The organism is Marivivens sp. JLT3646, assembly GCF_001908835.1.
Taxonomy (GTDB): domain Bacteria; phylum Pseudomonadota; class Alphaproteobacteria; order Rhodobacterales; family Rhodobacteraceae; genus Marivivens; species Marivivens geojensis.
In genome coordinates this window covers 591,593-614,672 of the sequence record NZ_CP018572.1, presented here as the reverse complement: position 1 = coordinate 614,672, position 23,080 = coordinate 591,593, and the positions used below count along the sequence as shown (strand labels likewise).

The following is a 23,080-nucleotide window of genomic DNA, read 5'->3' as shown; positions in this document are numbered from 1 at the left end:
GGCATGATCGACTCGAACGGCCTCTATTGCCCTAACCTTGGCCCCGTCAAAATTTAAATTTGACACCAGTGTCATTTTGATATTTCTGTCAATTAACTTGAAAACCGAGTCGGATCACATGCGATTTCTATCCCCCCTCCTGTTTCTGGCAGCACTCGCTGGTCCTGCTTTTGCAGAGCCGCCCCTGCTCGTCGAAATTGTCACCGCTGAACAATCGTCCCCCACCCGCGACTACACGCTGGTCGGAATTGTCGAGGCGCAAAACAGCTACCCCGCGTCCTTTCGGTCGGGCGGTTTAATCACCGATATTTTCGCGGACGTGGGCGACCATGTGACCGCAGGAGCAGAGATCGCCCGCCTCGATGCCACCACCGCGCAGGCGCAACGCGATGCAGCGCAGGCCACGCTAGAGGCTGTCGCGGCACGCCTCAAACAGGCGGAACAATCGCGGGACCGCGTTGAGGCCTCCCTCTCCCGTGGCACCGCGACCCAAGCTGATCTGGACGAAGCCGTGCAGTCCTTCCTCAGCGCCCAGTCGTCCTACCGTCAGGCGCAAACCCAGTTGGACAAGGCGCAGCAAGGACTGGACGACACCACGCTCCACGCGATTGAGGATGTCATCGTCACCGAACGCAACGCCGAACAGGGCGAAATCGTCGGCGCGGGGGCATCGGTCCTCGAACTGGCAACGGACGGGCGGCTCGATGCGAAATTCTATGTGCCTGACATCGCCAATTTGAATTCAGTCATCGGCCTCCCCGTCGCGATCACGCCGATTGACGGCGGCGAAACGATCATCGCGTTCGTGGCCGAAGTGTCCCCCGTGGGGAGCGTCGCTGGGACCGTCGAAATGACGGCTCATTTGCCCAATGACACCGACCTGCCCTTGGGCGGATTGGTCGAGGCGCGCGTGACCTTGGACAGCGATCCTGTCATCACCCTCCCCGCTGACGCGCTGTTTGTCACCGCGCACGGCCCCGCAGTTTGGGTCGTTGACCCCGCCACCTTGACCGTCAGCCCACGGGCAATCACCGTCGCCAGCTACCGCGAAGCCGAGATCGCCATTTCGGACGGCATCACCGCTGGCGAACAGATCGTCGGCGCAGGCTCGCAAGTCCTCTATGCGGGCCGCGAAGTTTATACGGAGGTGCAGAAATGACCCGTTTTGCCCTGATCCTCGCGCTCTTTGCCGCGACGCCTGCTCTGGCCCAAGACGCCACCCCCCGCCCCGTCGTGACCGAAATCGTCAGCGCAGATATCGCCAGCCACCGCGCCTTTACAGGCCTGATTGAACCACGTACCGAAACCGACCTCGCGTTCCGCGTGGGCGGTCGTTTGGCGACCCTGTCGGTCGATGTAGGGGACCGCGTGGTCAAAGGGGCGGTTCTGGCCGAACTTGACCAGATCACGCTTCAGCAGGACTTCCTCGCGGCGACCGCTGGCGTGGATTCCGCCCGTGCCGCCGCCGACCTCGCACAGAGCCAGTTTGATCGCGCAACCGAACTCGCCGCGCGAGGCGTTTATTCCGATGCCCAACTCGAAGCGATCAGCGCCAATAATGACGCGGCCATTGCGCAGTTGGAAAACGCGAATGCCACCCTGCGCCAAGCAACCGAGGCCGCGCAATACGGACAGTTGACCGCGCCCTATGACGGTATCGTTTTAGCCCGCAAGGTCGAAGTGGGATCGACCGTCAATGCGGGGGCCGCAATCCTGACGCTGTCTGATTTGTCGGGCCTTGAAGCCGTGATCGACATGCCCACCGCGATCCTCGATCTGCTGCCTGATGACGCGATGTTCGACATTCAGCACCACACCAGTGGCATCGCCCCCGTCACCGCGCAACTGCGTCTGGTCGATCCCGTGGCCGAAGGCCGTCTGGACACCCGCCGCCTGCGTCTGACGCTGATCGATCCGCCAGAGGATTACCGCATCGGGGCCTTGGTCACAGCGGCCCCTCTGGGCGACAACGCACCCTTTGTCACACTGCCCACCAATGCGATTTTGGACAAGGACGGTGGCTATGGCGTTTGGGCCATCACCACGCCCGACCGCAGCGTTCACTTTACCCCCGTCACGCGGGGCGCTGAACTGGGGGATCGCACCGTGATCACCCAAGGCGTCCGTATCGGCGACGAAATCATCACCCGTGGCGTTCATGCCCTGACCGAAGGCCAGATCGTCGGAGACCGCATCGAATGAAAAGCTTTAACCTCTCTGATTGGGCGCTCCGCCATAAATCCTTTGTCTGGTTCCTGATGATCATGTCACTGGTCGCAGGTCTGGTGTCCTACAATTCGATGGGCCGCGAAGAGGACCCGTCCTTTACCATCCGCACCATGGTCATCACAGGCGTCATGCCCGGTGCCACTGCCGAAGAAACCCTGACCCAAGTCACCGACCGCATCGAACGCAAGCTCGAAGAGCTGGACAGCCTCGATAGCACTCGATCCGTTACCTATGCGGGCCGCGCGATTGTCTATGTGGACCTTCTCGACACGGTGCGGGGCCGCGACATTGATCAATCATGGACCCGCGTTCGTGCGATGATGTCGGACATTCGTGGTGATTTTCCTGCCGAATTTCAGGGTTTCCACTTCAACGACAGCTTTGGCGATGTGTTCGGCAACGTCTACGCCTTTACTTGGGATGGTTTCGCACCTGAGGACGTGAAAGCCTATGTCGAGGATATCGCGGACGAGGTGCAACTCTTGGACGCCGCGGGGCGCGTCGATCTCATCGGCACCCGCGATCAGGCGATCTTTATCGAATTTTCGCATTCTCGCCTTGCCGCTCTGGGCTTAGATGCGCAGACCGTGCTGAACACGCTGGCCACCCAGAACAAAATCGTGCCCTCAGGCACCATTCACACACCCCAAGAGCGCATCAAAATTCGCGTTTCAGGTCAGTTCAACACGGCTGACGAACTGGCAAATGCGCCGCTGCGGTCGGGCGATACGTTCTTTACCTTGGCCGATGTTGCGACCGTCACTGCGGGCTACGACGATCCGCCGTCGAAACTGTTCCGCTATAATGGGCAGGACGCGATTGGCCTGATCATCGGGATGCGCGACGGCCAGAACATTCTGAACTTTGGTGAAGAACTGAAGACCCTCATGGCAGATGTGCAAACCCGTCTGCCCATCGGGATCGAGGTCAATCTGGTCGCCGACCAGCCCAAGGTCGTTGAGGAATCCGTCGGCCACTTTGTCAAAGCCCTGATTGAGGCGGTCGTGATCGTTCTCGCCGTGAGCTTTATCTCGCTCGGCATTCGGGCGGGTCTGGTGGTGACGCTTGCGATCCCTCTCGTGCTTGCCATGACCTTTGTCATCTTGGACGCAATGGGCATTACGCTTCAGCGGATTTCTCTCGGTGCGTTGATTATCGCGCTCGGCCTTTTGGTCGATGACGCAATGATCGCGATTGAAACCATGATTTCGCGGCTCGAGCTTGGCGAAAGCCTGACCAAGGCCGCGTCTTATGCGTGGACCTCTATCGCGTTTCCGATGCTGACGGGCACCTTGATCACAACGGCGGGCTTTATCCCGATCGGCCTGAACGGGTCGAGCGCGGGTGAGTTCACCAACTCCCTTTTCTGGGTGATCGCGATCTCGCTCCTCCTCAGCTGGGTGGTCGCAGTGCTCTTTGCGCCCGTGCTGGGCGTGGCGTTCCTGCCGAAACAGTTGAAACACCACAAGGCGGAGGCAGGCCGTTTGCGCAAATCCTTCCATGCGATCCTCATTCAAGCGATGCGGTTCAAATGGGTGACATTGGCCTCCACCATCGGGATTTTCGTCGTCTCGGTCATGGGGATGCAGTTCGTCGAACAGCAGTTCTTCCCGACGGGCGACCGTCCTGAGGTGGTAGTGGATGTGACCATGCGCCAAAACGTCAGCTTTGACGCGACCAACCGCGAGGTTGCGGCGTTCGAGGCGTGGCTCGCTGATCAAGAGGGCGTTGATTACTGGACTGCCTATGTGGGCGAAGGTGCGCCGCGCTTTGTTCTGACGTTGAACAGCCCGCCGTCGGCACCATCGACCGGACAAATCATCATTCAGACCAAAGGCATCGCAGAGCGTGATACTCTGATCGCCGCGGTCAACGCTTATTCCGAGGCCCGCGTCGGCGTCGAGTTCTTCCCGACCTCTATTGCGCTGGGACCGCCGGTTGGCAAACCCGTGCAATATCGCGTCTCGGGCGAGGATTACGATGTGCTGCGCGACGAGGCTCGCAAACTGGCGTCGCTGTTGTCCACCGATGACCGTCTGCGGGCGATCAGCCTTGATTGGAACGAACCGACCCGCGTTGTCCGTGTCGATGTGGACCAAACCCGTTTACGACAGTTGGGTCTAACCCAAGCCGATGTCGCGGGCGTATTGTCGAGCCTTTACGAAGGCACCACGATCACCCAATTGCGCGATGATACCGCGTTGATCGACGTAGTGGCCCGTGGTGCCGAAGAAGACCGCACCACCCTGCGCGCCTTGGAAAACCTTCAGGTCACCACGGCGGGTGGAACGCTCATTCCGCTGGCGTCGATTGCGCGCTTGGATTGGACGACCGAGGCCCCCGTCATCAAACAAGAAGGCCGCGTTCCGACGATCACGGTCGTTGCGGCGATCAATACCGATGACCAACCCGCCACCATCGTCAATGATCTGGCGGATCAGATTGATGCGTTCCGCGCCGATCTGCCGAACGGCTATAAGGTCGAGGTCGGCGGCCCTGTGGAATCGAGCGCTGAAAGTCAGGCTCCGATTGCGGCGGTGGTGCCGTTGATGCTGATCATCTTCTTGTTCCTCGTGATGGTGCAGGTGCAGAGCTTCCGACTGATGTTCGTGGTTCTGGCCGTCGCCCCACTGGGTCTGATCGGTGTTGTCGCCGCGCTGCTAAGTTCGGGCGCACCTTTGGGCTTTGTCGCGATCTTGGGCGTTTTGGCCTTGGTCGGGATTTTGATCCGCAACTCGATCATTCTGGTTCAAGCGATCGAAGATCTGCGGGCCGAAGGCAAATCCCGTTGGGATGCGGTTTATGAGGCATCCGATAGCCGTGCCCGTCCGATCCTGTTGACCGCGGCGGCGGCGTCATTGGCGCTGATCCCGATCTCGCACCAGATTTTCTGGGGGCCGATGGCCTATGCCATGATGGGCGGGATTATTGCGGGGACGTTGATCACGCTCCTCTTTGCACCCGCGCTATATTGTGCTGTCTTTGACGTCAAAGCCCCCAAGGAGTCCGCATGAGCCCGCTGAAACGCTGCATCGATCATCGAACACTCGTCGCGAAAAAGCGGCGGGTGCAGATGCGCAAACGTTTGATCGAGGCTGCGACGTTGGTCTTTGCGGAACGTGGGCCAGAGGCCACGTTGATCGACCACATCATCCACGAGGCGGGCGTTTCGCGGGGCAGTTTCTATAACTACTTCCGCTCTATCGACGAGTTGTTGGAAGAGGCGAAATTCAACCTCGCCGAAGAGATCATCTCGGTCGTGTCGACGACGGCCAGCAAAGAGACGGACCCCGCCGTCGCCCTGTCCTACGGGCTGAACTGGTTCATTCGGATCGCAATGGAATATCCGCTCTATTTGGATTTCACCGCGAAACTCGGCACCCGGGGGTTGGGCCAAGGCAGCATGATGCGCGAAACCACCCCGCCGATCATCCGCATGGGGATTGAGACGGGCCGGTTCTGTGCGATGTCGGAACAAACAGCGGCAGACATTCTAGAGACAACCGGCCTCGCCATTTTGCGGCGGTTGTTGGCGGGGGAAACGGTCGATCTGCCGTCTTACGCGGCGGCGATCTTGCGGATGTTGGGGATTGCGCCTGATGAGGCCGCAGAGATTGCAGCGCGGACTGTGCCGGACATCACGGTGCCCGACGATCTGCTGATCGCCCGCAGCGCAGGGCGCTCTACCACATAAACGAAAAAGGCCGGCGTCGTGATGACACCGGCCTTTGGTTTTTTCAGAGAGGGCAGGATCAGTCGCTGATCGCGCCTTCTTCGTCACGGCGTTCGTGCATACCCTTTTTCACTTTGGCACCGATGATCAGAGGCAGGATGAAGCCGATGATCGCAATCGCCCAGAGGAACAGTGCAAGCGGGCTGTCGATCAAGGTGAACCAGTCGCCGTTGTCGATGGTGATCGCGCGGCGGAGGTTGTTCTCCATTGCGTTGCCAAGGAGCGTCCCGAGGATGATCGGCACCAGCGGCACATCGAATTTCCGTAGGATCCAGCCCATCACGCCAAAGGCAATCATTACCATGAGGTCAAAGGTCGATCCCGAAATCCCGTATATCCCGACAAAGCTAACCATCGCAACAATCGGCATCAGGATACGTGGCGGGATAAGCAGGAGCCGTGTGAAAAGGCCCACCATCGGGATGTTCATGGCCAAGAGCATGAAGTTCGCGATGAAGAGCGCTGCGATCAGGCCCCAGACCACGTCAGGGTTTTGGGTGAACAGCAGCGGACCCGGTGTAATGTTGAGCGACAGCAGCACGGCCAAAAGAACCGCCGTTGTGCCCGACCCCGGAACGCCCAGCGCCAGCATCGGCACCAGCGCACCACCAGCCGCCGCGTTGTTGCCGGCCTCAGGCGCCGCAACACCGCGCGGGTCACCCGTGCCAAAGGTGCCTTCTTTGTCGACCAGACGCTTTTCCATCGAATAGCTGATGAACGACCCCAGCGATGCACCGGCCCCAGGCAAAACACCCGCGAGGAAGCCAAGGAACGAGGTCCGCAGCATTGTCGGCGTGCATTGTTTGATCATCGCCCAAGGCGGTGTCAGACGACCGATTTCCAGCTTACGGCCCGAACCGCTGGCTTCACCGTGGCGGGTTTCGAGGAAGATGAACACTTCGGACAGCGCAAAGAGGCCAACAATCGCCACGAGGAAGTCGAGACCGTCGTAGAGGTGCACTTCGCCGAAGGTAAAGCGCGGCACGCCCGTTTGCGTATCCACACCGATCATCGCCAGCCCAAGGCCAAGCGCCGCAGCAAAGGCCGATTTCGCTTGGTTCGTGGAGGAAACGCCCCCAAGCGTCATGAAGGCCAAGGCAAAGAGCGCAAAATATTCGGCAGGTCCGAACAAAAGCGCGATTTTCACCAGCTGCGGCGCGAGGAGGATCAGACCCCACGTGGCGAGGAAAGCGCCAACAAAGGATGCGATACCGGACAGAGAGAGGGCTTCGCCCGCCATGCCCTTTTTCGCCATCGGATAGCCGTCGAGACAGGTCATCATCGCGGGTTCATCACCCGGAATGTTGAGAAGGATCGACGAAATACGGCCGCCATACATCGCGCCGTAGTAGACTGAGGTCAAAAGGATCAGCGAGGGTGTCGCGCCAAGTCCAAGTGTGAAGGCCAGCGGGATAAGGATAGCCACGCCGTTCGACGGCCCGAGGCCCGGCAGGGCACCCATCACGGTGCCCAAGAAGCAGCCCAACAGCGCGAGGCCGATGTTCTGCCATGTCAGTGCGATGACAAAACCATCGCCTAGGTTTGCGAGAAGTTCCATGCTGCCCTCTTAGAAACCGAACGGGCCGCGCGCGAGCGACAGGCCGAGAATGAGATGAAACACTGCGTAGATCCCCACAGAGGTGCCGACACCTGTCAGGATCGAACCGATCACCGACGACCCCAGACGCCACGACAGATAGGCCGCTGCGAATGCGGTCGAGATCACAAAACCAAGCTCTGGCAGAAGTTGCGCGTAGAGCAGCATGACCACGACAGAAGCGCCGACTTCGACCAGACGACCAAAGGCGGGCCAAACGGGTTCAGGATCGGGACGGAGCGCGATGACCGCGCTCGACAGACCGAGGATCGTTGCGATGATCAGGGGGAATGCTTTGGGACCAACAGCGTCGGATAGGAAACTTTCTTGGATCGCGAATGCAGAAATTGCAAAACCGATGGACAGAAGAATTCCGACGACGCCAAAAATACGATCGCTCATTGGGATCTCCATTTTGGGGCGGATGGTGTAATGTGGACGCCGCAGAACCCCGCGGCGTCCGATCATAAAAAGGTTAGTGACCTAATTACTGGATGATGCCGATTTCGCGCGAGATCTGTTCGATCTGAGCAACGGAGTTGGCAACAAAGGCTTCGAATTCAGCGCCTTGCAGGTCGAGCGGAGCAAGGCCGTTGTCAGCCATGATCTGTTTCCACTCGTCCGATGCGTAGAGCGTTGCGATCTGAGCAACCCAAGCATCGTATGCTTCGTCCGACATGTTACCCGGTGCGTAGAACCCGCGCCAGTTCGCGCCGATTGCGTCTACGCCCTGCTCACGTGCGGTCGGGAATTCAGCGAAATCGCCGCCCAGACGTTCAGGAGAGAGAACAGCCACAACGCGGATGTCGCCCGAGTCTACGAAACCTTTGGCTTCGGAGATGTCGCCAGTGAAGGCCTGAACCGAACCAGCGAGCAGCTGGGTTACAGCTTCGCCGCCGCCATCGAACGCGATGTATTTAACCGAACGAACATCGTCGATGCCGTAAGCGTTTGCTGCGATCAGAACCTTGAGGTGGTCCCAACCACCAACAGCCGAACCACCAGCGACCGAGATCGAGGTCGGGTCGTTTTTAACCATGTCGAGGAGTTCAGTCAGGTTGTCGATTTCGCTGTCAGCAGCCACAGCGATCACGCCGTAGTCAGCGCCGACCGATGCCAGCCAACGGACTTGGTCCATGGTGTTGCCCGGGTATGCGCCCTGAGCCAGACGGGTTGCGGTTGCCGAGGATGCGGCAACGATCAGGTCGTTGTCGTCGCTACGCTTGTTCACAACTTCAGCGTAAGCAACGCCGCCGCCGCCACCAGCGAGGTTCACAACCTGCATGGTTGAGCCGATCAGACCCTGATCCTGAAGCGATTTACCGACCTGACGGCAGGTGAAGTCCCAGCCACCACCGGGGTTCGCAGGTGCGATGCACTCTGGGTTTTCAGGGGTAAAGCCTTCGGCAGATGCGGTCAGTGCGCTTGCGCCCAGCAGGGTCGCGATGATCGCAATACGAGTCGCTTTGAATTTCATGGTTTCCTCCTTGGTGTGTCAAACAATGGGCTTGGCCCCTGCTTTGGAATTCGACCCGCGTCCCATGCCGCCCTTTGCAGCATCCTCATCGCGGGTTAAGCAAGATCAGTACCCGATAAACCTGTCACGAACCTGTCACTGGGATTTTCGCGGCAAATCAGGACCTTACCAAAGGGAATCACGGCGATGCGCGTTTTGATGGTCGAAGATGCCACCGATCTGGCCGAGGCGGTTGTGACCAGCCTGTCGCGGTCAGGAATGGCCTGCGATCATGCCGATAGCGTCGAAGGGGCGGAGGATTTTCTGGCCGTTCAGAGCTATGACGCGATCATCCTCGACATCAATTTGCCTGATGGGTCCGGCACCGAACTTTTGCGCAAAATGCGGGCGGGCGGGGATCGGACGCCAGTCTTGATGCTCACCGCGCTCTTTTCAGTCGATGACCGCGTTGGGGCGCTGGATCTTGGGGCGGATGACTATCTGGTGAAACCCTTTGATCAGCGCGAATTAGAGGCACGGTTGCGGGCCTTGTTGCGCCGCGAGTCCGAACAGAAAAGCGACACAATCGCGCTGGGGCCTTTGCACTATTCACCCGCGCAGATGACGGCGACGCTGAATGGCGAACGGTTGGATTTGACGCGCCGTGAGGCTGCGCTGCTGGGACTATTGATGCGCAGCCCGGGTCAACCGCTGAGCAAAGAGCGGCTTTATGACGGGCTGTTTACCTTTTCGGATGCCGATGTGGGGCTGAACGCGATTGAGCTATACATCGCGCGGCTGCGCAAGAAATTCGCGGGCAGCCCGATCACCATCGCGACCCAGCGCGGTGTTGGTTATCGGATCAGCGTTGATGGGTAGCCTCGCCCTCCCCCGCGCCAAAAGCCTTTTGGCCCGCGTGATGACGGGCGTTTTGACGATCTTATTTTTAGGCGGCGTTCTGGTGACGTTGACCGCGTGGAGCAACGGGCGACAAGCGGCCCGCCAAGCCTATGACCGCATCCTGATCGGCGCGGCAAACGACATCGCGGAGTCCATTCGGATCATCGACGGGCAACCTGTGACGGACTTGCCCGTCTCAGCCTTTGAACTGCTGGCCCAAGCCCCTGATGATCGGATCACCTATGCCGTGCGCGGCCCTGATCTGACGCTTTTGACAGGGCACGAGACGGCCCCACTGCGCGAGGGACGCGGGGATGCGGCGCAGTTATATGATGGGGAAATGAACGGCGAAGACGCACGATTTGTCGATGTGACCCGCCGTTTTTCCGAACGTGATTTTTCGGGCGTGGTGCGAGTGACGGTTGGGCAAACCCGACGGGCGCGGGACCAAATGGCATTCGATTTGACTTTGGACGCGCTGATCCCTGTGGGGGTCGCGGGTGCCGCGCTGGTGCTGGTCGCGTTCTTTATCGTTCGGTCGGCCTTGCGTCCGCTCGAGGCGATTGCGGGCGGGTTTTCGCAGCGTGACCCCTATGACCTGACACCTTTGGATGATCAGAACGTGCCTGCAGAGGTGGGGGTGATCCTCCATGCGATGAACAGGTTTATGCAGCGGTTGGATCGGCAGATCGACGCGATGCGAAATCTAATCTCGGACACCGCGCACCAATTGCGTACCCCCGTTGCCGCGATCCGCGCCCAAGCGGAATCGGTGACCGAAGAGGACGATCCAGAACGGGCGCAGGTCGCGATTGCGCGGTTGTTGAAACGAACGCGGTCGCTGGGGGTTCTGCTGGATCAGATGTTGTCACGCGCCCTGGTTATTCACCGCACGGACAGCGTGCCGCGGGCGTTGGTGGACCTGCGCGATGTGGCCTTGGACATTGTGGACAGTCGCGACCATGAATTGCTGGCCCCGAATGTCGAAGTTGAACTGGTGATCGGCAGCGACCCTGTATTGGTGAGCGCAGATGAATTTTCGCTCTCTGAGGCGATAAAAAACCTTTTGACGAATGCGCTGCGGTACGGCACGCCGCCCGTTCGGATCGGGGTCAAACAAGACGGGGATCGTGCGATCCTTTGGGTCGAGGACGCGGGCAAAGGGCCTGATGATGCGGTGCTTGCACGCCTCGGATCGCGGTTTGAACGCACGGCATCATCGCGTGAGGATAGCGCTGGGATTGGGCTCTCGATTGTGATGGCGGTTGCTCAAGCCTTTGACGGGAAAGTCGAAATGCAAAAGACAGAGCATGGATTTTCGGTCGCGCTCGTCCTGCCTCATGTGGCGGAGGATCAGGCATGAAACCGATCATCACGGCGGCACTGATCGCCCTCTCTGCACCCCTCGCCGCCCAAGAAGCCACAATCAGTTTTGGCAGCGGCCCGACCGTTCTAACCCTGCGGTCCACGACCGACATCGCGATCATCGCGCCTGTGCTAGAGGCCTTTACCGAGGATAACGCCGACCTGTCGGTGCACTACGAACAATGGGGGTCAAACGCGCTCTATGAAGTGAGCAAAGAGGCCTGTTTGACCGACAATAGCCCTGCGGATGCGGTATTTTCCTCGGCGGTGCACCAGATGCTTGACCTTGTGAATATGGCCTGTGCGGCGCGCTATGTGTCGGACCTAACGACAGCCCTGCCCCCCTCGCGCAGATGGCGGGACGAGTTGTGGGGGCTGACCGAAGAACCCGCAGTCATGGCCTATAACACCGACCTCGTTGATGCGGATGAAGTGCCGCACAGTCGGTTCGAACTACTGGACCTGATGCGTCAGAACCCAACGAAATATCGCGGGCATATTGCGACCTATGATATTGAGGCCTCCGGCCTCGGGTATCTCTATGCGTTCAACGACAGTCTTGAGGCGACGACCTTTGGTGCGCTTCTCGAAGGTTTTGCGCGGGCCGATGCGGTTGCCACCTGTTGTTCGGCTGAGATCATTGATGACGTGGCCTCGGGGCGGTTCCTGATCGCATATAATGTGCTTGGGTCCTATGTGCAGAACGCAACCGCCACCAACGTGGGTGTGATCCTGCCCGAAGATTACACGCTGTTTTTGTCCCGCGCCTATATGATCCCCGCCAATGCTTCCCACCCGTCCGAGGCGGCGCGTCTGTTGGATTTCATCCTATCCCCCAAGGGGCAAAGGATTGTCCAACAGATGGGGCTCGTGTTTCCAGACGATCGGTCAGAGACGGGGCTTTTGCCCAGTGCGCGGCGGTTTATTCCGTTAAGGCCGCCGTTATTGGTGGCGTTGGATCGCCATGCAACGGAACGGTTTATTGCGCAATGGCGGGACGCATTCGCAGCCCCGCCAATCCCGTAGATCAAATCCCGTCGTCGAAGGGATAGAAGCTCTCTGCAGAGGACCGCCGCCAGCGTTTCAGGTAGCCTTGGGTGTCTTCTTCTTCACGCAAGAGGAACCCTTCGGGGAGGTAGGGGTAGACCTCATGGCCTGTGACCATATCGCCCGCTTTTTCGCGCATCATCAGGTGGTGCGGCAGGAATTTCCTTGGGTGCGACAGTCCCGCAGCCCCCGTCATATCCGCCAGCGCCTTGAGCGTGTTGCGGTGGAAGTTCGCAACGCGGGTCGCCTTGTCCACGGGGTTCAGTGCGCGTTGCAGCATTTTGTCCTGCGTGGCGACACCCGTCGGGCAATGGTTTGTGTGACAGGCCTGCGCCTGAATACAGCCGACCGCGAACATGAACCCACGGGCGGAGTTCACCCAATCTGCACCCAGCGCGAGGGCGCGGGCGATGTCAAAGGCTTGGACCAATTTACCAGAAGCACCCAGACGGATTTTGTCGCGCAGACCGACGCCGCGGAGCGTGTTGTGCGCAAAGGTCAGACCTTCGACTAAGGGCATCCCCATGTGGTTCGCGAATTCCAGAGGGGCCGCACCCGTGCCGCCCTCTTTGCCGTCGATCACAATGAAATCGGGGGTGATGCCCGTTTTCAACATAGCGCGAACGATGCACATAAATTCGCGGCGGTGCCCGATGCAGAGCTTAAAGCCCACGGGTTTGCCCCCTGACAGGTCACGCAATTGCGCGATAAACCGCATCATTTCGATCGGAGTGCCAAAGGCCGAATGGCTGGACGGTGACACGCAATCGACGCCCATCGGGATATGGCGGGCCTCTGCGATTTCGGGCGTGATTTTCGCGGCAGGCAGCACACCACCCTGACCGGGTTTGGCGCCTTGGCTGAGCTTAATCTCGATCATCTTGACCTGATCAGAAGAGGCCGTTTTCGCGAACTGTTCGGGGGAAAATTGACCTTCGTCATCGCGGCAACCAAAATAGCCCGTGCCGATTTCGTAGATCAGGTCGCCGCCGCCTTCGCGGTGGTAACGGCTGATCCCACCTTCGCCCGTGTCATGGGCAAAACCACCCATGCGCGCGCCATTGTTCAGCGCCAAGATCGCATTGGCTGATAGCGCGCCAAAGCTCATGGCAGAGATGTTGTAGATCGAGAGGTTATAGGGCTGCGTGCAATCGGGGCCACCGACGGAGACGCGGAAATCCTTATCCTCGATTTTGACAGGACGGATCGAGTGGGTGAGCCATTGATAGCCGCTCTCGTAGACGCGTTTTTTCGTACCAAAGGGACGTTTATCCTCAACGTTTTTGGCACGTTGATAAACGATGGCGCGGGCATCGCGGGAGAACGGCACCTCTTCGTCGTCGCCCTCAAGGAGGTATTGACGAATTTCAGGGCGGATCATTTCAAAGAAATAACGCACCCGACCGAGCAGGGGAAAGTTCCGCAAAACGGCGTGCTTTGTTTGGATCGCGTCCAAGAGGCCCAGCAGCGTCAGAACGCCCAAGATGACTGATACAATCGGCGTGAAGATGTTGTTTTGCGGAAGTAAAAGCGAGAGCACAAAGGCAATCGCGACCCCGAAAAACGTCGCGTAGCGCAGTAAGAAAGACGTCATACAAGTCCCCTATTCAGGCGTAGTTCTCGAACGAGGCACGGTCTATGTCGTGCGATCATTCCCTATGTTTAGACGACATCTGTAACTGGTTTCTTATAGATTGGGGCGTTTTGGCGTGGTTTGCCCCCCGTCTAGCCCCTTGCATCCAGCCGCATCGTCGCCTATCTGATGCGTCGAGAGGTTGGCGCGGGCGAGCGCCTCGCCAACCCGGTCAGGTCCGGAAGGAAGCAGCCGTAACGAGCCCCGCTTGGGTCGTTGTCCAGCCTCTCACCTTACCCCCCATTGTTAAAGTTCGCCCCATGTGAGCAAGCCCGCTTTGTCGGATTTGCGTTTTACAACAACGGCCATAACCGTTCCAAACAGCAATCCAGCAAAGAGTGACCCCAGTATCGCCTCGGGTATACCCATATCGTTGTAGCGCCAGAGGAAGGTCCACATCAAAAGGCCCCACATCGCGCCAAAGGTCGTGCCTTGGACCGTGACGATCTGCCAAAAGGTCATGAAATGGACGGGACGAATCTCTAACCCCAAACGGCGCAGGATAATATTGAACGGTGGGTCGTAGGCACGGCGGGGGATGCCCGCCTCGATGAGTTTCTCGACGGCTTTTGCGTATTTTGTTTCAAATTCGGTCATCTGATGGCGCTCTTATTCGAATGCGCCCACCGTATCGCAGGAAATCCCGATCACAACCCGATAGTTGCATCCTGCGTGCTGGACGCCGCGCCCCTCTGCCCCTAGGTTGGGGGAACTAGACGATTGAGGAATACATGACCGACACGCCCCAAGCCGGCTATCAGGTTCTTGCCCGTAAATACCGCCCCGAAACGTTTGCCGACCTCGTCGGTCAAGACGCGATGGTGCGCACGCTCAAGAATGCGTTTGAGGCAGGGCGGATCGCGCAAGCCTTTATCATGACAGGTATCCGCGGGACGGGTAAAACCACGACTGCGCGGATTATCGCGAAAGGCATGAACTGTGTTGGCCTTGATGGTCAGGGAGGTCCTACGACCGAACCTTGCGGCCAGTGCGAACACTGCACCGCCATCATGGAAGGTCGCCATGTCGACGTCATCGAGATGGACGCGGCATCGAACACAGGCGTCGCCAACATCCGCGAGATCATCGACTCGGTCCACTACCGCGCTGCCTCGGCCCGCTACAAAGTCTACATCATCGACGAAGTTCACATGCTGTCGACGGGCGCGTTCAACGCGCTCTTGAAGACGCTTGAGGAACCGCCCGCCCACGTCAAATTCATCTTTGCGACCACGGAAATCCGCAAGGTTCCGGTGACGGTTCTGTCCCGCTGTCAGCGGTTTGACCTGCGCCGTATCGAACCCGAAGTGATGATCGCGCTCTTGCGCAAGATCGCCAGCAGCGAAGGCGCAGAGATCACCGATGATGCGCTCGCGCTGATCACCCGCGCCGCCGAAGGGTCGGCACGGGATGCGACGTCCCTTTTGGATCAGGCGATTTCGCATGGTGCAGGGGAAACCACGGCGGATCAGGTGCGAGCGATGCTCGGTTTGGCGGACCGTGGGCGTGTGTTTGACCTCTTTGACATGATCCTGCGCGGTGATGCGGCAGAGGCCTTGGCAGAGCTGTCGACGCAATATTCCGATGGCGCGGACCCGATGGCGATCCTGCGCGATTTGGCAGAGATCACCCATTGGGTCTCGGTGATCAAAATCACTCCTGATGCCGCCGAAGACCCAACCGTGTCCCCTGATGAACGCGCCCGTGGTCAAGCTGCCGCTGCGACCCTGCCGATGCGGGTGATGACGCGCATGTGGCAGATGCTGCTCAAGGCGATTGATGAGGTGTCTCAGGCCCCGAACGCAATGATGGCGGCAGAAATGGCTGTGATCCGCATGACCCATGTGGCGGACCTGCCAACGCCCGACGAGCTGTTGCGGAAGATTGCGAACACCGCGCCCCCGCCCCGTCCGAACGGTGGTGGAGGTGGTGGCGGTGCGCGCCCTGCGCCCGCTGGCGGCACGACAAACGCCTATGGATCGCAGCACACCCCAACCCACAACGGGCCGAGCGGTCCTGTGTCGCAAGCCGCGCCAGAGTTGGCGGAACATGCGTTGGCACGCTATGCGACGTTTGAATCCGTGCTGGAACTGATCCGCGCGCACCGCGATGTGAAACTGCTCGTTGAGGCCGAGAACTACATCCGTCTTGCCCGTTACCAACCCGGTCGTATCGAATTCCAACCCGCGGATGATGCGCCCAGCGATTTGGCACAGCGGCTCGGATCGCGGTTGCAAGCGTGGACGGGGAACCGCTGGGCGGTGATCCTCGTGAATGAGGGTGGCGCTCCGACAGTTGCCGAAGTGCGTGCTGCCGAAGAAAACGCCAAAAAGGCCGAGGCCACGACATTGCCGATGGTGCAAGCCGTCCTCGCTGCCTTTCCGAAAGCCAAAATTACCGAAGTTCGGACGGCTGCCGACCTCGCCCAAGAGGCGCAGGTTGAAGCTCTGCAAGAAGTGGAAGATGAATGGGACCCCTTCGAAGAGGATTGATCCTAGCGGCACTGCCCGCGCCTGCCTTTGCCGAAGTTTGTCAACAGGTGCGGCCGCTGTGGTCGCCCGGGATTGATGTGACCATTTGGTCAGAACCGCTCTATACGCTGACCAACCCGCTGTTGTTCATAATGATCGTCATCGCATTGGCGGGATCAGTATTCCGGCATATAGCCTTGCAGATGGCTGGGATCCTTGCCTCGTCGTTCCTGCTAATGTTCGTATCGCATCGCCTATGGGCAACGGATCACCTAGGCATCTGGGCACGGGCCACAAGAGAGGGCTGCCTTGCGCCGCCTTATGTCGCAACGGCCTTTGCAGCGGCGCTTACCGTTTATACAATCACCCGCGCCGCACGGCGCATCCTTAGTCAGAGGAAGTAACATGTTCAAAGGAATGGGCGGTCTTGGCGATATGGCCAAGATGATGAAAACCGCACAAGAAATGCAGACCAAAATGACCCAGATGCAGGATGACCTGAAAAACATCACGGTCACGGGCGAAGCGGGCGCCGGTCTGGTCAAAGCGACCGCAACGGCAAAGGGCGAGCTGAAGGCTCTGGATATCGATCCGTCGATTTTTTCGGCTGACGACAAGGAAATGGTTGAGGACCTGATCCTCGCGGCAGTCAAAGACGCGCAGACCAAAGCGGGTGAACGCGCCCAAGAGGAAATGGCAAAGATCACCCAAGGTCTGGGCCTGCCCGCCGACTTTAAGATGCCGTTCTAAAATTGGCTCAGGGTCCGCAGGATATCGAAGACCTGATCGGCCTTCTGTCAAAGCTACCGGGGCTTGGCCCTCGGTCGGCGCGGCGTGCTGTCCTGCACCTGATTAAAAAACGCAAACAGCATTTGATCCCATTGGCCGACGCGATGACACGGGTCGGCCAATCGGCGAAGGAATGTTTGAACTGCGGGAACATCGACACTGCCGATATTTGTCCGATCTGTCAGGACGAGCGGCGCGCCAATGGTGAGATTTGCATCGTTGAAGATGTCGCTGACCTCTGGGCGATGGAGCGTTCTGGCGTGTTCAAAGGGCGTTATCACGTGCTCGGCGGGACGTTGTCGGCGCTCGATGCGGTCGGGCCAGAGGATTTGCGTATTCCCAAGCTCCTCGACCGTGTGACGTCCGAGGCTGTGACCGAGGTCATCCTCGCGCTCTCTGCAACGATCGATGGTCAGACCACGGCGCATTACATCGCTGACCAATTGCCCGATGTGACGGTCACATCGCTGGCCCAAGGTGTGCCCGTGGGTGGGGAGCTGGATTACCTTGACGATGGAACGATCACGGCAGCGCTTAGGGCGCGGCGAAGTCTGTAGGACACAACAAAAAAGCCCCGCAAATTGCGGGGCTTTTTGTATTTCGATCAGGCGACCTTATTTGTCGTCTTCGTCTTCGTCGTCATTGCCACCCGGCAGGTTGAAGAAGCTATCAGCATCCGAGAAATCGGTTTCTTCGTCATCACGCGGGTCGTTGCCGAGGCCGCCGTCACCAAGAGTGAAGGTTTCCAGACCAGAAATCGCGGTCGGGATTTTCGGCTCTGCAGGCATATCGAGCGACTGTTCGGTCGACACCAGTTTGCGACGCTCGTCATCGGTCATTGCAGTGCCTTCGGCCGCGCGTTTCGCGTTTGCCTTTTGCACCATGCCGTCGAGTTCAGACTGTTTACACAGGCCAAGTGCCACCGGATCGATCGGCTGCATGTTCGCAATGTTCCAGTGGGTGCGTTCGCGGATCGCTTGGATCGTCGGCTTGGTGGTGCCAACCAGTTTCGCAATCTGAGCGTCCGACAGTTCTGGGTGGAATTTCACCAACCAAAGGATCGAGTTCGGACGGTCCTGACGTTTGGACAGCGGAGTGTAGCGCGGGCCACGGCGTTTTTCTTCGCCCGAAGCAGCAGGGTTGAACTTCAGCTTCAGTTTGTGAAGCGGGTTAGCCTCTGCCGCTTTGATCTCGTCTTCGGTGAGCTGGTTATTCGACACAGGGTCAAAACCTTTCACACCAGGAGCCACATCGCCGTCAGCGATGCCCTGAATTTCCAGCTCGTGCATACCGACGAAATCGGCAATCTGTTTAAAGCTGATCGTGGTGTTGTCGATCAGCCAGACGGCGGTGGCTTTCGCCATAATTGGTTTGTCGGACATGGTTTGTCTCCTAACGCAAATCTTCCCCGCTGCCTTCTTTCGAAGGCGAGCCGGAATTTTCGGCCCAGTTCACATTGTCGGGGAACTCGGACCGTATATAGTCGGGGCAAAAGCAATAGAAAAGACTAAATTATGCGAAAGACTGTATTGGCACTGGCTTTGGGCCTATCTCCGCTTGTTGCGCAGGCGGACGGAACGGCCGGAGATTTTGATTATTATGTGATGTCGCTGTCGTGGTCGCCCAATTGGTGCGCCCTCGAAGGGGACGGTCGCGACTCGCCGCAATGTGACGAGAGCGAGGATTTCGGCTGGGTTCTACACGGGCTTTGGCCGCAGTATGAAACGGGCTGGCCTGACTATTGCCGCACCACGATCCCTGCCCCGACCCGCCGCCAGACCGAAGCGATGGCGGACATTATGGGGACATCGGGCCTCGCGTGGTATCAGTGGAACAAACACGGCGTCTGTTCGGGGCTAACCTCGACCGATTACTATGCCCTCGCCCGTGAAGCCTATGAAACGCTGACGATCCCGCAGGCGTTCCGTAAATTGGAACGACAGGTGAGCCTGCCTGCATCCTTGATCGAAGAAGCGTTCATGGATCAAAACGATGGCTTGGATGCGAACGAAATCACCGTGACCTGCATGTCGGGCTATATCCAAGAGGTCCGTATCTGCCTGACCAAGGATCTGGAATTCCGACGCTGCGGCGGTGATGTATCACGCGACTGCACGCTGGATGATGCGCTGTTCGACCCTGTGAGATAGAAAAAAGGCGGCCCGTTCAGGACCGCCTTGTCCGTTTTACACCTGAGTGCAGATGTATTTCAGTTCGAGATAGTCCTCAATCCCGTGGTGGCTGCCTTCGCGGCCAAGACCCGATTGTTTGACGCCGCCGAAGGGCGCAACTTCGGTCGAGATGATGCCTGTGTTCACACCGACGATGCCGTATTCCAGCGCCTCTTGAACCTTGATCACGCGGGATAGGTCATTGGCGTAGAAGTAAGAGGCGAGGCCAAAGATCGTGTCATTCGCCATGGCGATCACGTCATCTTCGTCCTTGAAACGGAAGAGCGGCGCGAAGGGGCCAAAGGTTTCTTCGGTCGCGACTTTCATGTCGGTCGTCGCGTCACATACGATCGTCGGCAAGAAGAACTGACCACCCAGCGGACCAGCCTCACCACCTGTCAGAACCTTGCCGCCCTTAGCCAGCGCATCCGCGAGGTGTTCGCGCACTTTTTCAACCGCTTTCGGTTCGATCAGCGGGCCAAGGTCGGTGCCTGCCTCAAGGCCGTCGCCCACGGTCAGTGCTTCAACCGCAGCTTTGAGTTTCGCGCTGAATTCGTCGTAAACGCCGTCCTGCACGTAGATGCGGTTAGCACAGACGCAGGTCTGGCCGTTGTTGCGGAATTTACAGGCGATGGCGCCTTGAACCGCAGCGTCAATGTCTGCGTCGTCAAACACGATAAACGGTGCGTTGCCGCCCAGTTCCATCGAACATTTCATCACGTTGTCCGCCGCCTGACGCAGCAGGATACGGCCCACTTGGGTCGAGCCAGTGAAGGTTAGTTTGCGCACCTTAAAGTTTTCGCAGAACTCTTTGCCGACACCCGATGCGTCCTCGGATGGGATAACGCTAAAGACGCCTTTTGGGACGCCCGCTTGTTCTGCCAGAACCGCCATGGCGAGCGCGGACAGCGGCGTCTGCGAGGCAGGACGAATGACAAACGAACAGCCTGCAGCCAGCGCCGGAGCCACCTTGCGCGCGATCATCGCGTTGGGGAAGTTCCAAGGGGTGATACCAGCAGCAACGCCGATCGGCTGTTTGATCACGGTAATGCGTTTGTCGGCCATGTGACCCGGGATCGTTTCGCCGTAGATGCGTTTTGCCTCTTCGCCGAACCATTCCACAAAGGACGCACCATAGGCGACCTCACCACGGGCCTCAGCCAGTGGTTTGCCCTGCTCAGCGGTCATGATGATGGCGAGGTCCTCTTGGTTCTCCATCATCAGGTCGAACCATTTGCGCAGGATCTTTGCCCGTTCTTTGCCCGTTTTTGCCGCCCATGATTTTTGCGCATCATAGGCTGCATCAATCACCTTGGCGGTTTCTTCGCGAGAAATGTCTGCGACCTTGGCGATAACGTCACCGCGCGCAGGGTTAATCACGTCAAAGGTCGCACCCGATTGGGCCATAACCCATTCACCAGCGAGATAGGCTTCTTCACGGACGAGAGCGGGGTTGGACAGTAGGGATTTCAGGTTCGTCTCGGGCATTTGGTCCTCCGGTCGAAAAATTTGATCATATGTGAACCACGGCAAATCACAGTCGTCCAGTCCATTCGCGCCAGATTGACCAATAATTCCGTCGATCTAGTCCCGCGTGACCAACCAATGGCCCAAATAGGACAATCGGGGCGTGTCATTGAGGGAAAACGGGAAATCTCCAAAGGCATATTCAGAAACGACAACCACGGAATTCCCGTCGCCGATCCGCAGAAGGATTTCGGCCACGACGTCGCCGACAAAGAAGTCATCGAGCGTTTCTTTGACCCCTGCCCCAAAACCCGTGACGACATAGGTCGCATCCACGAAGGCCCCCGTCAGATCGCGGTTGAACGGCACAGGCAGCCCTTCGGCGGGCTGGTCGAAACAGTAGGACAGAAGCGACTCTTCGTCGGGGAAATGCCCCGCAAAGACATAAAGGCGCACTTTGCCCTCGGGCGTGGTGGGGACGGTATCGTCGTCTTGGTCGCTTTGTGCTGCGACATCAAAGAGTTCACGCCAAAAGCTCATACGACAGACCGATGTTAAGGTTTGGATTTCTTCTTTTGCGCAGCGTCGCCTTTGACGGCTTGCCACGCGGCATGGGACAGAACCTCGACGGTTTCATCATCAGGCACGCCACCCGCCGAAAGAAATTCCCGTGCGGGGCCATAGATGATCGCAGAGGCGAGCGGCCATGGTAGATCCTTGACCGTGCCCTTGGACGCCCATTTCGCATAGATCGCTTCGCCTGCTGCGCTCTCATCGCTTAAATCTTGGGCAAAATCGGCGAAGTCAGGATCGTTGACCGCTCTGGCCGAAAGCTCTTCGTGGAGGCGGAAGAGGTCGGGATTATCGCGACCCCAGAACAGGAAGGCTTGGATCATCGCGGTGATCGCTTTGCGCGGTTTATCTTTGCCCGTGATCCCCAACGCCTCAATCGTCCACGTGGACCGTGCCTCCAAGAGCAACGCCCGCGCGATCGCGGCTTTACCCTTAAAAGCATGGTAGATGGAACCAACTGTCGATGCACTGTCCCGTCCAATCTGCGCAATGGTCGCCGCAGCATAGCCTGACGACAAAAAGATCGCCTGAGCGGCAGATTTGATCGCATCTTTACGGTCGGTCATATTATACCCCGTGATTGGTCTGTTGCGGGCAGGATACGCAGGCTTTTCCCTATTGCCCACCCTGCATTTTAAGTCACACCTCATCACAACAATGCAATTATCCCGCGAAAAATTTGCGCTTTGCGGATGAAATGGTATCAGAGCCTAAATGGATTCCGGACGTTTTAGATGATTTTGAATATATCCTCTGCCTTGCGCGCATTTTTGGCGCTGACCGCTTTGGTCTTTGTTTCGGCCTGCGCCGAAGAACCTGTGCCCGAACCCGCGCCTGCACCGACTGTTGTGCCGGGCTATGCGCTCTTGATGGACAATGGGTATGCCTTGCCGCCTGTTCCCCCGCGTCTCCTCGAAGAGCCTAATCGCCGCGTGCTGGTCTATTACACAGGTGACGAAAAACCCGGCACGATCGAAGTGGATCGATATGCCAAGTTTCTCTACTGGGTCATGGATGACGGCACCGCATGGCGATACCCTATCGCCGTGGGCCGCTTGGGGCGGTCGATCAACGGTGACACGGTGATCAACCGCAAGGTCGAATGGCCAGGTTGGACACCTACCGCAAATATGCTGCGCACGGAGCCAGAAATTTATGGCGACTTCGCGGGCGGCATTCCGGGCGGTTTGCGGAGCCCCTTGGGCGCGCGCGCGCTCTACCTCTATCGTGGGGATCGCGACACCTACTACCGTATCCACGGCACCAATGACATGGAATCGATTGGCAACTCTGGTTCTGCCGGCTGCATTCGTATGTTCAACCATGACATTATCCACCTCTTTGAGATGGTTCCCAACGGCACCCGCGTTGTGATGCGCAGCGAGGCGGATTCCGAACGGATCGAAGAAGAGTACTTCAACCGTGGTGAAGAACTCCCTGCGCGGCGGGTCGATCCCGATGCCATCTACGGCGAAGAGGCGTTGATGGCCGATCGACCACTGTCAGAGATCCTCGCGGATCAGTTGGCGGAAAAACCGACAGAGCCTGAAACGGACGCATCAGAAATGTAAAAAAGGGCCGGTGTTTCACCGGCCTTTCTTTTTTGCCGCAACTTCCTCAAAAAGTGCAAAATAAGTCTTATTTACAAT

The 23,080-nt window shown here is 58.5% G+C and carries 22 protein-coding genes and 1 other RNA gene; 14 read left to right on the top strand and 9 right to left on the bottom strand.

Annotation, left to right across the window (positions count from 1 at the left end; all coding sequences use genetic code 11):
* Window positions 1-118 precede the first annotated feature (118 nt).
* From BSK21_RS03160 to BSK21_RS03145, 4 genes are read left to right on the top strand one after another with little or no spacing between them, the layout of a single operon-like run.
* Window positions 119-1,159 (top strand): efflux RND transporter periplasmic adaptor subunit, encoded by a 1,041-nt coding sequence (locus BSK21_RS03160; protein WP_067549811.1) that lies wholly within the window; start codon window positions 119-121, stop codon window positions 1,157-1,159.
* Entirely contained in the window at window positions 1,156-2,202 is a 1,047-nt protein-coding gene (locus BSK21_RS03155; protein ID WP_067549815.1) for an efflux RND transporter periplasmic adaptor subunit, read from the top strand. The genes BSK21_RS03160 and BSK21_RS03155 overlap by 4 nt, the downstream gene beginning before the upstream one ends.
* Window positions 2,199-5,243 carry an efflux RND transporter permease subunit gene (locus BSK21_RS03150; RefSeq protein WP_067549817.1) on the top strand — a complete coding sequence of 1,015 codons (3,045 nt, stop codon included), beginning with the start codon at window positions 2,199-2,201 and terminating at the stop codon, window positions 5,241-5,243. Before BSK21_RS03155 ends, BSK21_RS03150 begins: the two co-directional genes overlap by 4 nt.
* The gene (locus tag BSK21_RS03145; protein ID WP_067549819.1) at window positions 5,240-5,923 is read left to right on the top strand and encodes a TetR/AcrR family transcriptional regulator; all 684 of its coding nucleotides are present in this window, start codon (window positions 5,240-5,242) and stop codon (window positions 5,921-5,923) included. The genes BSK21_RS03150 and BSK21_RS03145 overlap by 4 nt, the downstream gene beginning before the upstream one ends.
* Before the next feature lie 58 nt (window positions 5,924-5,981).
* On the opposite strand, the gene BSK21_RS03140 is transcribed toward BSK21_RS03145, so the two are convergent.
* From BSK21_RS03140 to BSK21_RS03130, 3 genes are all read right to left on the bottom strand, one after another.
* Window positions 5,982-7,520, bottom strand: coding sequence for a tripartite tricarboxylate transporter permease (locus BSK21_RS03140; RefSeq protein WP_067549821.1), 1,539 nt, complete (start codon window positions 7,518-7,520; stop codon window positions 5,982-5,984).
* Window positions 7,521-7,529: 9 nt separating this feature from the next.
* Complete coding sequence (locus BSK21_RS03135; RefSeq protein WP_067550522.1) at window positions 7,530-7,961, bottom strand: tripartite tricarboxylate transporter TctB family protein; 432 nt, start codon at window positions 7,959-7,961, stop codon at window positions 7,530-7,532.
* Window positions 7,962-8,046: 85 nt separating this feature from the next.
* Window positions 8,047-9,036, bottom strand: a complete 990-nt coding sequence (locus BSK21_RS03130; RefSeq protein WP_067549822.1) for a tripartite tricarboxylate transporter substrate binding protein — start codon at window positions 9,034-9,036, stop codon at window positions 8,047-8,049.
* A gap of 186 nt (window positions 9,037-9,222) precedes the next feature.
* Here BSK21_RS03130 and BSK21_RS03125 point away from each other — a divergent pair, with 186 nt between their 5' ends.
* Genes BSK21_RS03125 through BSK21_RS03115 form a run of 3 tightly spaced genes read left to right on the top strand, consistent with a single transcriptional unit; the run spans window position 9,223 to window position 12,306 of the window.
* Complete coding sequence (locus tag BSK21_RS03125) at window positions 9,223-9,894, top strand: response regulator transcription factor (RefSeq protein ID WP_067549823.1); 672 nt, start codon at window positions 9,223-9,225, stop codon at window positions 9,892-9,894.
* Window positions 9,887-11,278, top strand: coding sequence for a sensor histidine kinase (locus BSK21_RS03120; RefSeq protein ID WP_067549833.1), 1,392 nt, complete (start codon window positions 9,887-9,889; stop codon window positions 11,276-11,278). The genes BSK21_RS03125 and BSK21_RS03120 overlap by 8 nt, the downstream gene beginning before the upstream one ends.
* Window positions 11,275-12,306, top strand: coding sequence for an ABC transporter substrate-binding protein (locus BSK21_RS03115; protein ID WP_067549835.1), 1,032 nt, complete (start codon window positions 11,275-11,277; stop codon window positions 12,304-12,306). The genes BSK21_RS03120 and BSK21_RS03115 overlap by 4 nt, the downstream gene beginning before the upstream one ends.
* Window position 12,307: 1 nt before the next feature.
* Here the strand turns inward: BSK21_RS03115 and BSK21_RS03110 are convergent, their stop codons facing one another.
* Entirely contained in the window at window positions 12,308-13,921 is a 1,614-nt protein-coding gene (locus BSK21_RS03110; RefSeq protein WP_067549837.1) for an FMN-binding glutamate synthase family protein, read from the bottom strand.
* A 174-nt stretch (window positions 13,922-14,095) separates the two neighbouring features.
* Here BSK21_RS03110 and ffs point away from each other — a divergent pair.
* Window positions 14,096-14,194: signal recognition particle sRNA small type (gene ffs, locus BSK21_RS03105), an RNA gene on the top strand.
* Window positions 14,195-14,206: 12 nt separating this feature from the next.
* Here ffs and BSK21_RS03100 read toward each other — a convergent pair.
* A complete protein-coding gene (locus BSK21_RS03100) occupies window positions 14,207-14,557 on the bottom strand; it encodes a DUF6404 family protein (protein WP_067549839.1) in 351 nt (116 codons plus the stop codon).
* Between the two features lie 134 nt (window positions 14,558-14,691).
* Here BSK21_RS03100 and BSK21_RS03095 point away from each other — a divergent pair, with 134 nt between their 5' ends.
* The 4 genes from BSK21_RS03095 to recR are packed head-to-tail and all read left to right on the top strand — an operon-like array spanning window position 14,692 to window position 17,777.
* Window positions 14,692-16,452, top strand: coding sequence for a DNA polymerase III subunit gamma/tau (locus tag BSK21_RS03095; RefSeq protein ID WP_067549841.1), 1,761 nt, complete (start codon window positions 14,692-14,694; stop codon window positions 16,450-16,452).
* The gene (locus BSK21_RS03090; protein WP_156529574.1) at window positions 16,428-16,835 is read left to right on the top strand and encodes a hypothetical protein; all 408 of its coding nucleotides are present in this window, start codon (window positions 16,428-16,430) and stop codon (window positions 16,833-16,835) included. The genes BSK21_RS03095 and BSK21_RS03090 overlap by 25 nt, the downstream gene beginning before the upstream one ends.
* A gap of 1 nt (window position 16,836) precedes the next feature.
* Window positions 16,837-17,181: a YbaB/EbfC family nucleoid-associated protein gene (locus BSK21_RS03085; RefSeq protein WP_067549847.1), complete on the top strand. Its 345-nt coding sequence runs from the start codon at window positions 16,837-16,839 to the stop codon at window positions 17,179-17,181.
* Between the two features lie 2 nt (window positions 17,182-17,183).
* Window positions 17,184-17,777 (top strand): recombination mediator RecR, encoded by a 594-nt coding sequence (recR, locus tag BSK21_RS03080; RefSeq protein WP_067549850.1) that lies wholly within the window; start codon window positions 17,184-17,186, stop codon window positions 17,775-17,777.
* A 57-nt stretch (window positions 17,778-17,834) separates the two neighbouring features.
* Here recR and BSK21_RS03075 read toward each other — a convergent pair whose 3' ends face one another.
* Window positions 17,835-18,602 carry a DUF1013 domain-containing protein gene (locus BSK21_RS03075; RefSeq protein ID WP_067549854.1) on the bottom strand — a complete coding sequence of 256 codons (768 nt, stop codon included), beginning with the start codon at window positions 18,600-18,602 and terminating at the stop codon, window positions 17,835-17,837.
* A gap of 132 nt (window positions 18,603-18,734) precedes the next feature.
* On the opposite strand from BSK21_RS03075, the gene BSK21_RS03070 reads away from it, so the two are divergent.
* On the top strand, window positions 18,735-19,370 hold the full coding sequence (locus BSK21_RS03070; protein ID WP_067549856.1) for a ribonuclease T2: 636 nt from the start codon (window positions 18,735-18,737) through the stop codon (window positions 19,368-19,370).
* A 36-nt stretch (window positions 19,371-19,406) separates the two neighbouring features.
* Here the strand turns inward: BSK21_RS03070 and BSK21_RS03065 are convergent, their stop codons facing one another.
* From BSK21_RS03065 to BSK21_RS03055, 3 genes are all read right to left on the bottom strand, one after another.
* Entirely contained in the window at window positions 19,407-20,879 is a 1,473-nt protein-coding gene (locus BSK21_RS03065; RefSeq protein ID WP_067549857.1) for an NAD-dependent succinate-semialdehyde dehydrogenase, read from the bottom strand.
* Window positions 20,880-20,975: 96 nt separating this feature from the next.
* Window positions 20,976-21,398, bottom strand: a complete 423-nt coding sequence (locus tag BSK21_RS03060; protein WP_067549858.1) for a hypothetical protein — start codon at window positions 21,396-21,398, stop codon at window positions 20,976-20,978.
* 14 nt (window positions 21,399-21,412) lie between these two features.
* Window positions 21,413-21,997, bottom strand: a complete 585-nt coding sequence (locus BSK21_RS03055; RefSeq protein WP_067549860.1) for a TetR/AcrR family transcriptional regulator — start codon at window positions 21,995-21,997, stop codon at window positions 21,413-21,415.
* A 168-nt stretch (window positions 21,998-22,165) separates the two neighbouring features.
* Between BSK21_RS03055 and BSK21_RS03050 the strand changes: the two genes are divergently transcribed.
* Window positions 22,166-23,002: a L,D-transpeptidase gene (locus tag BSK21_RS03050; RefSeq protein ID WP_067549862.1), complete on the top strand. Its 837-nt coding sequence runs from the start codon at window positions 22,166-22,168 to the stop codon at window positions 23,000-23,002.
* Window positions 23,003-23,080 lie beyond the last annotated feature (78 nt).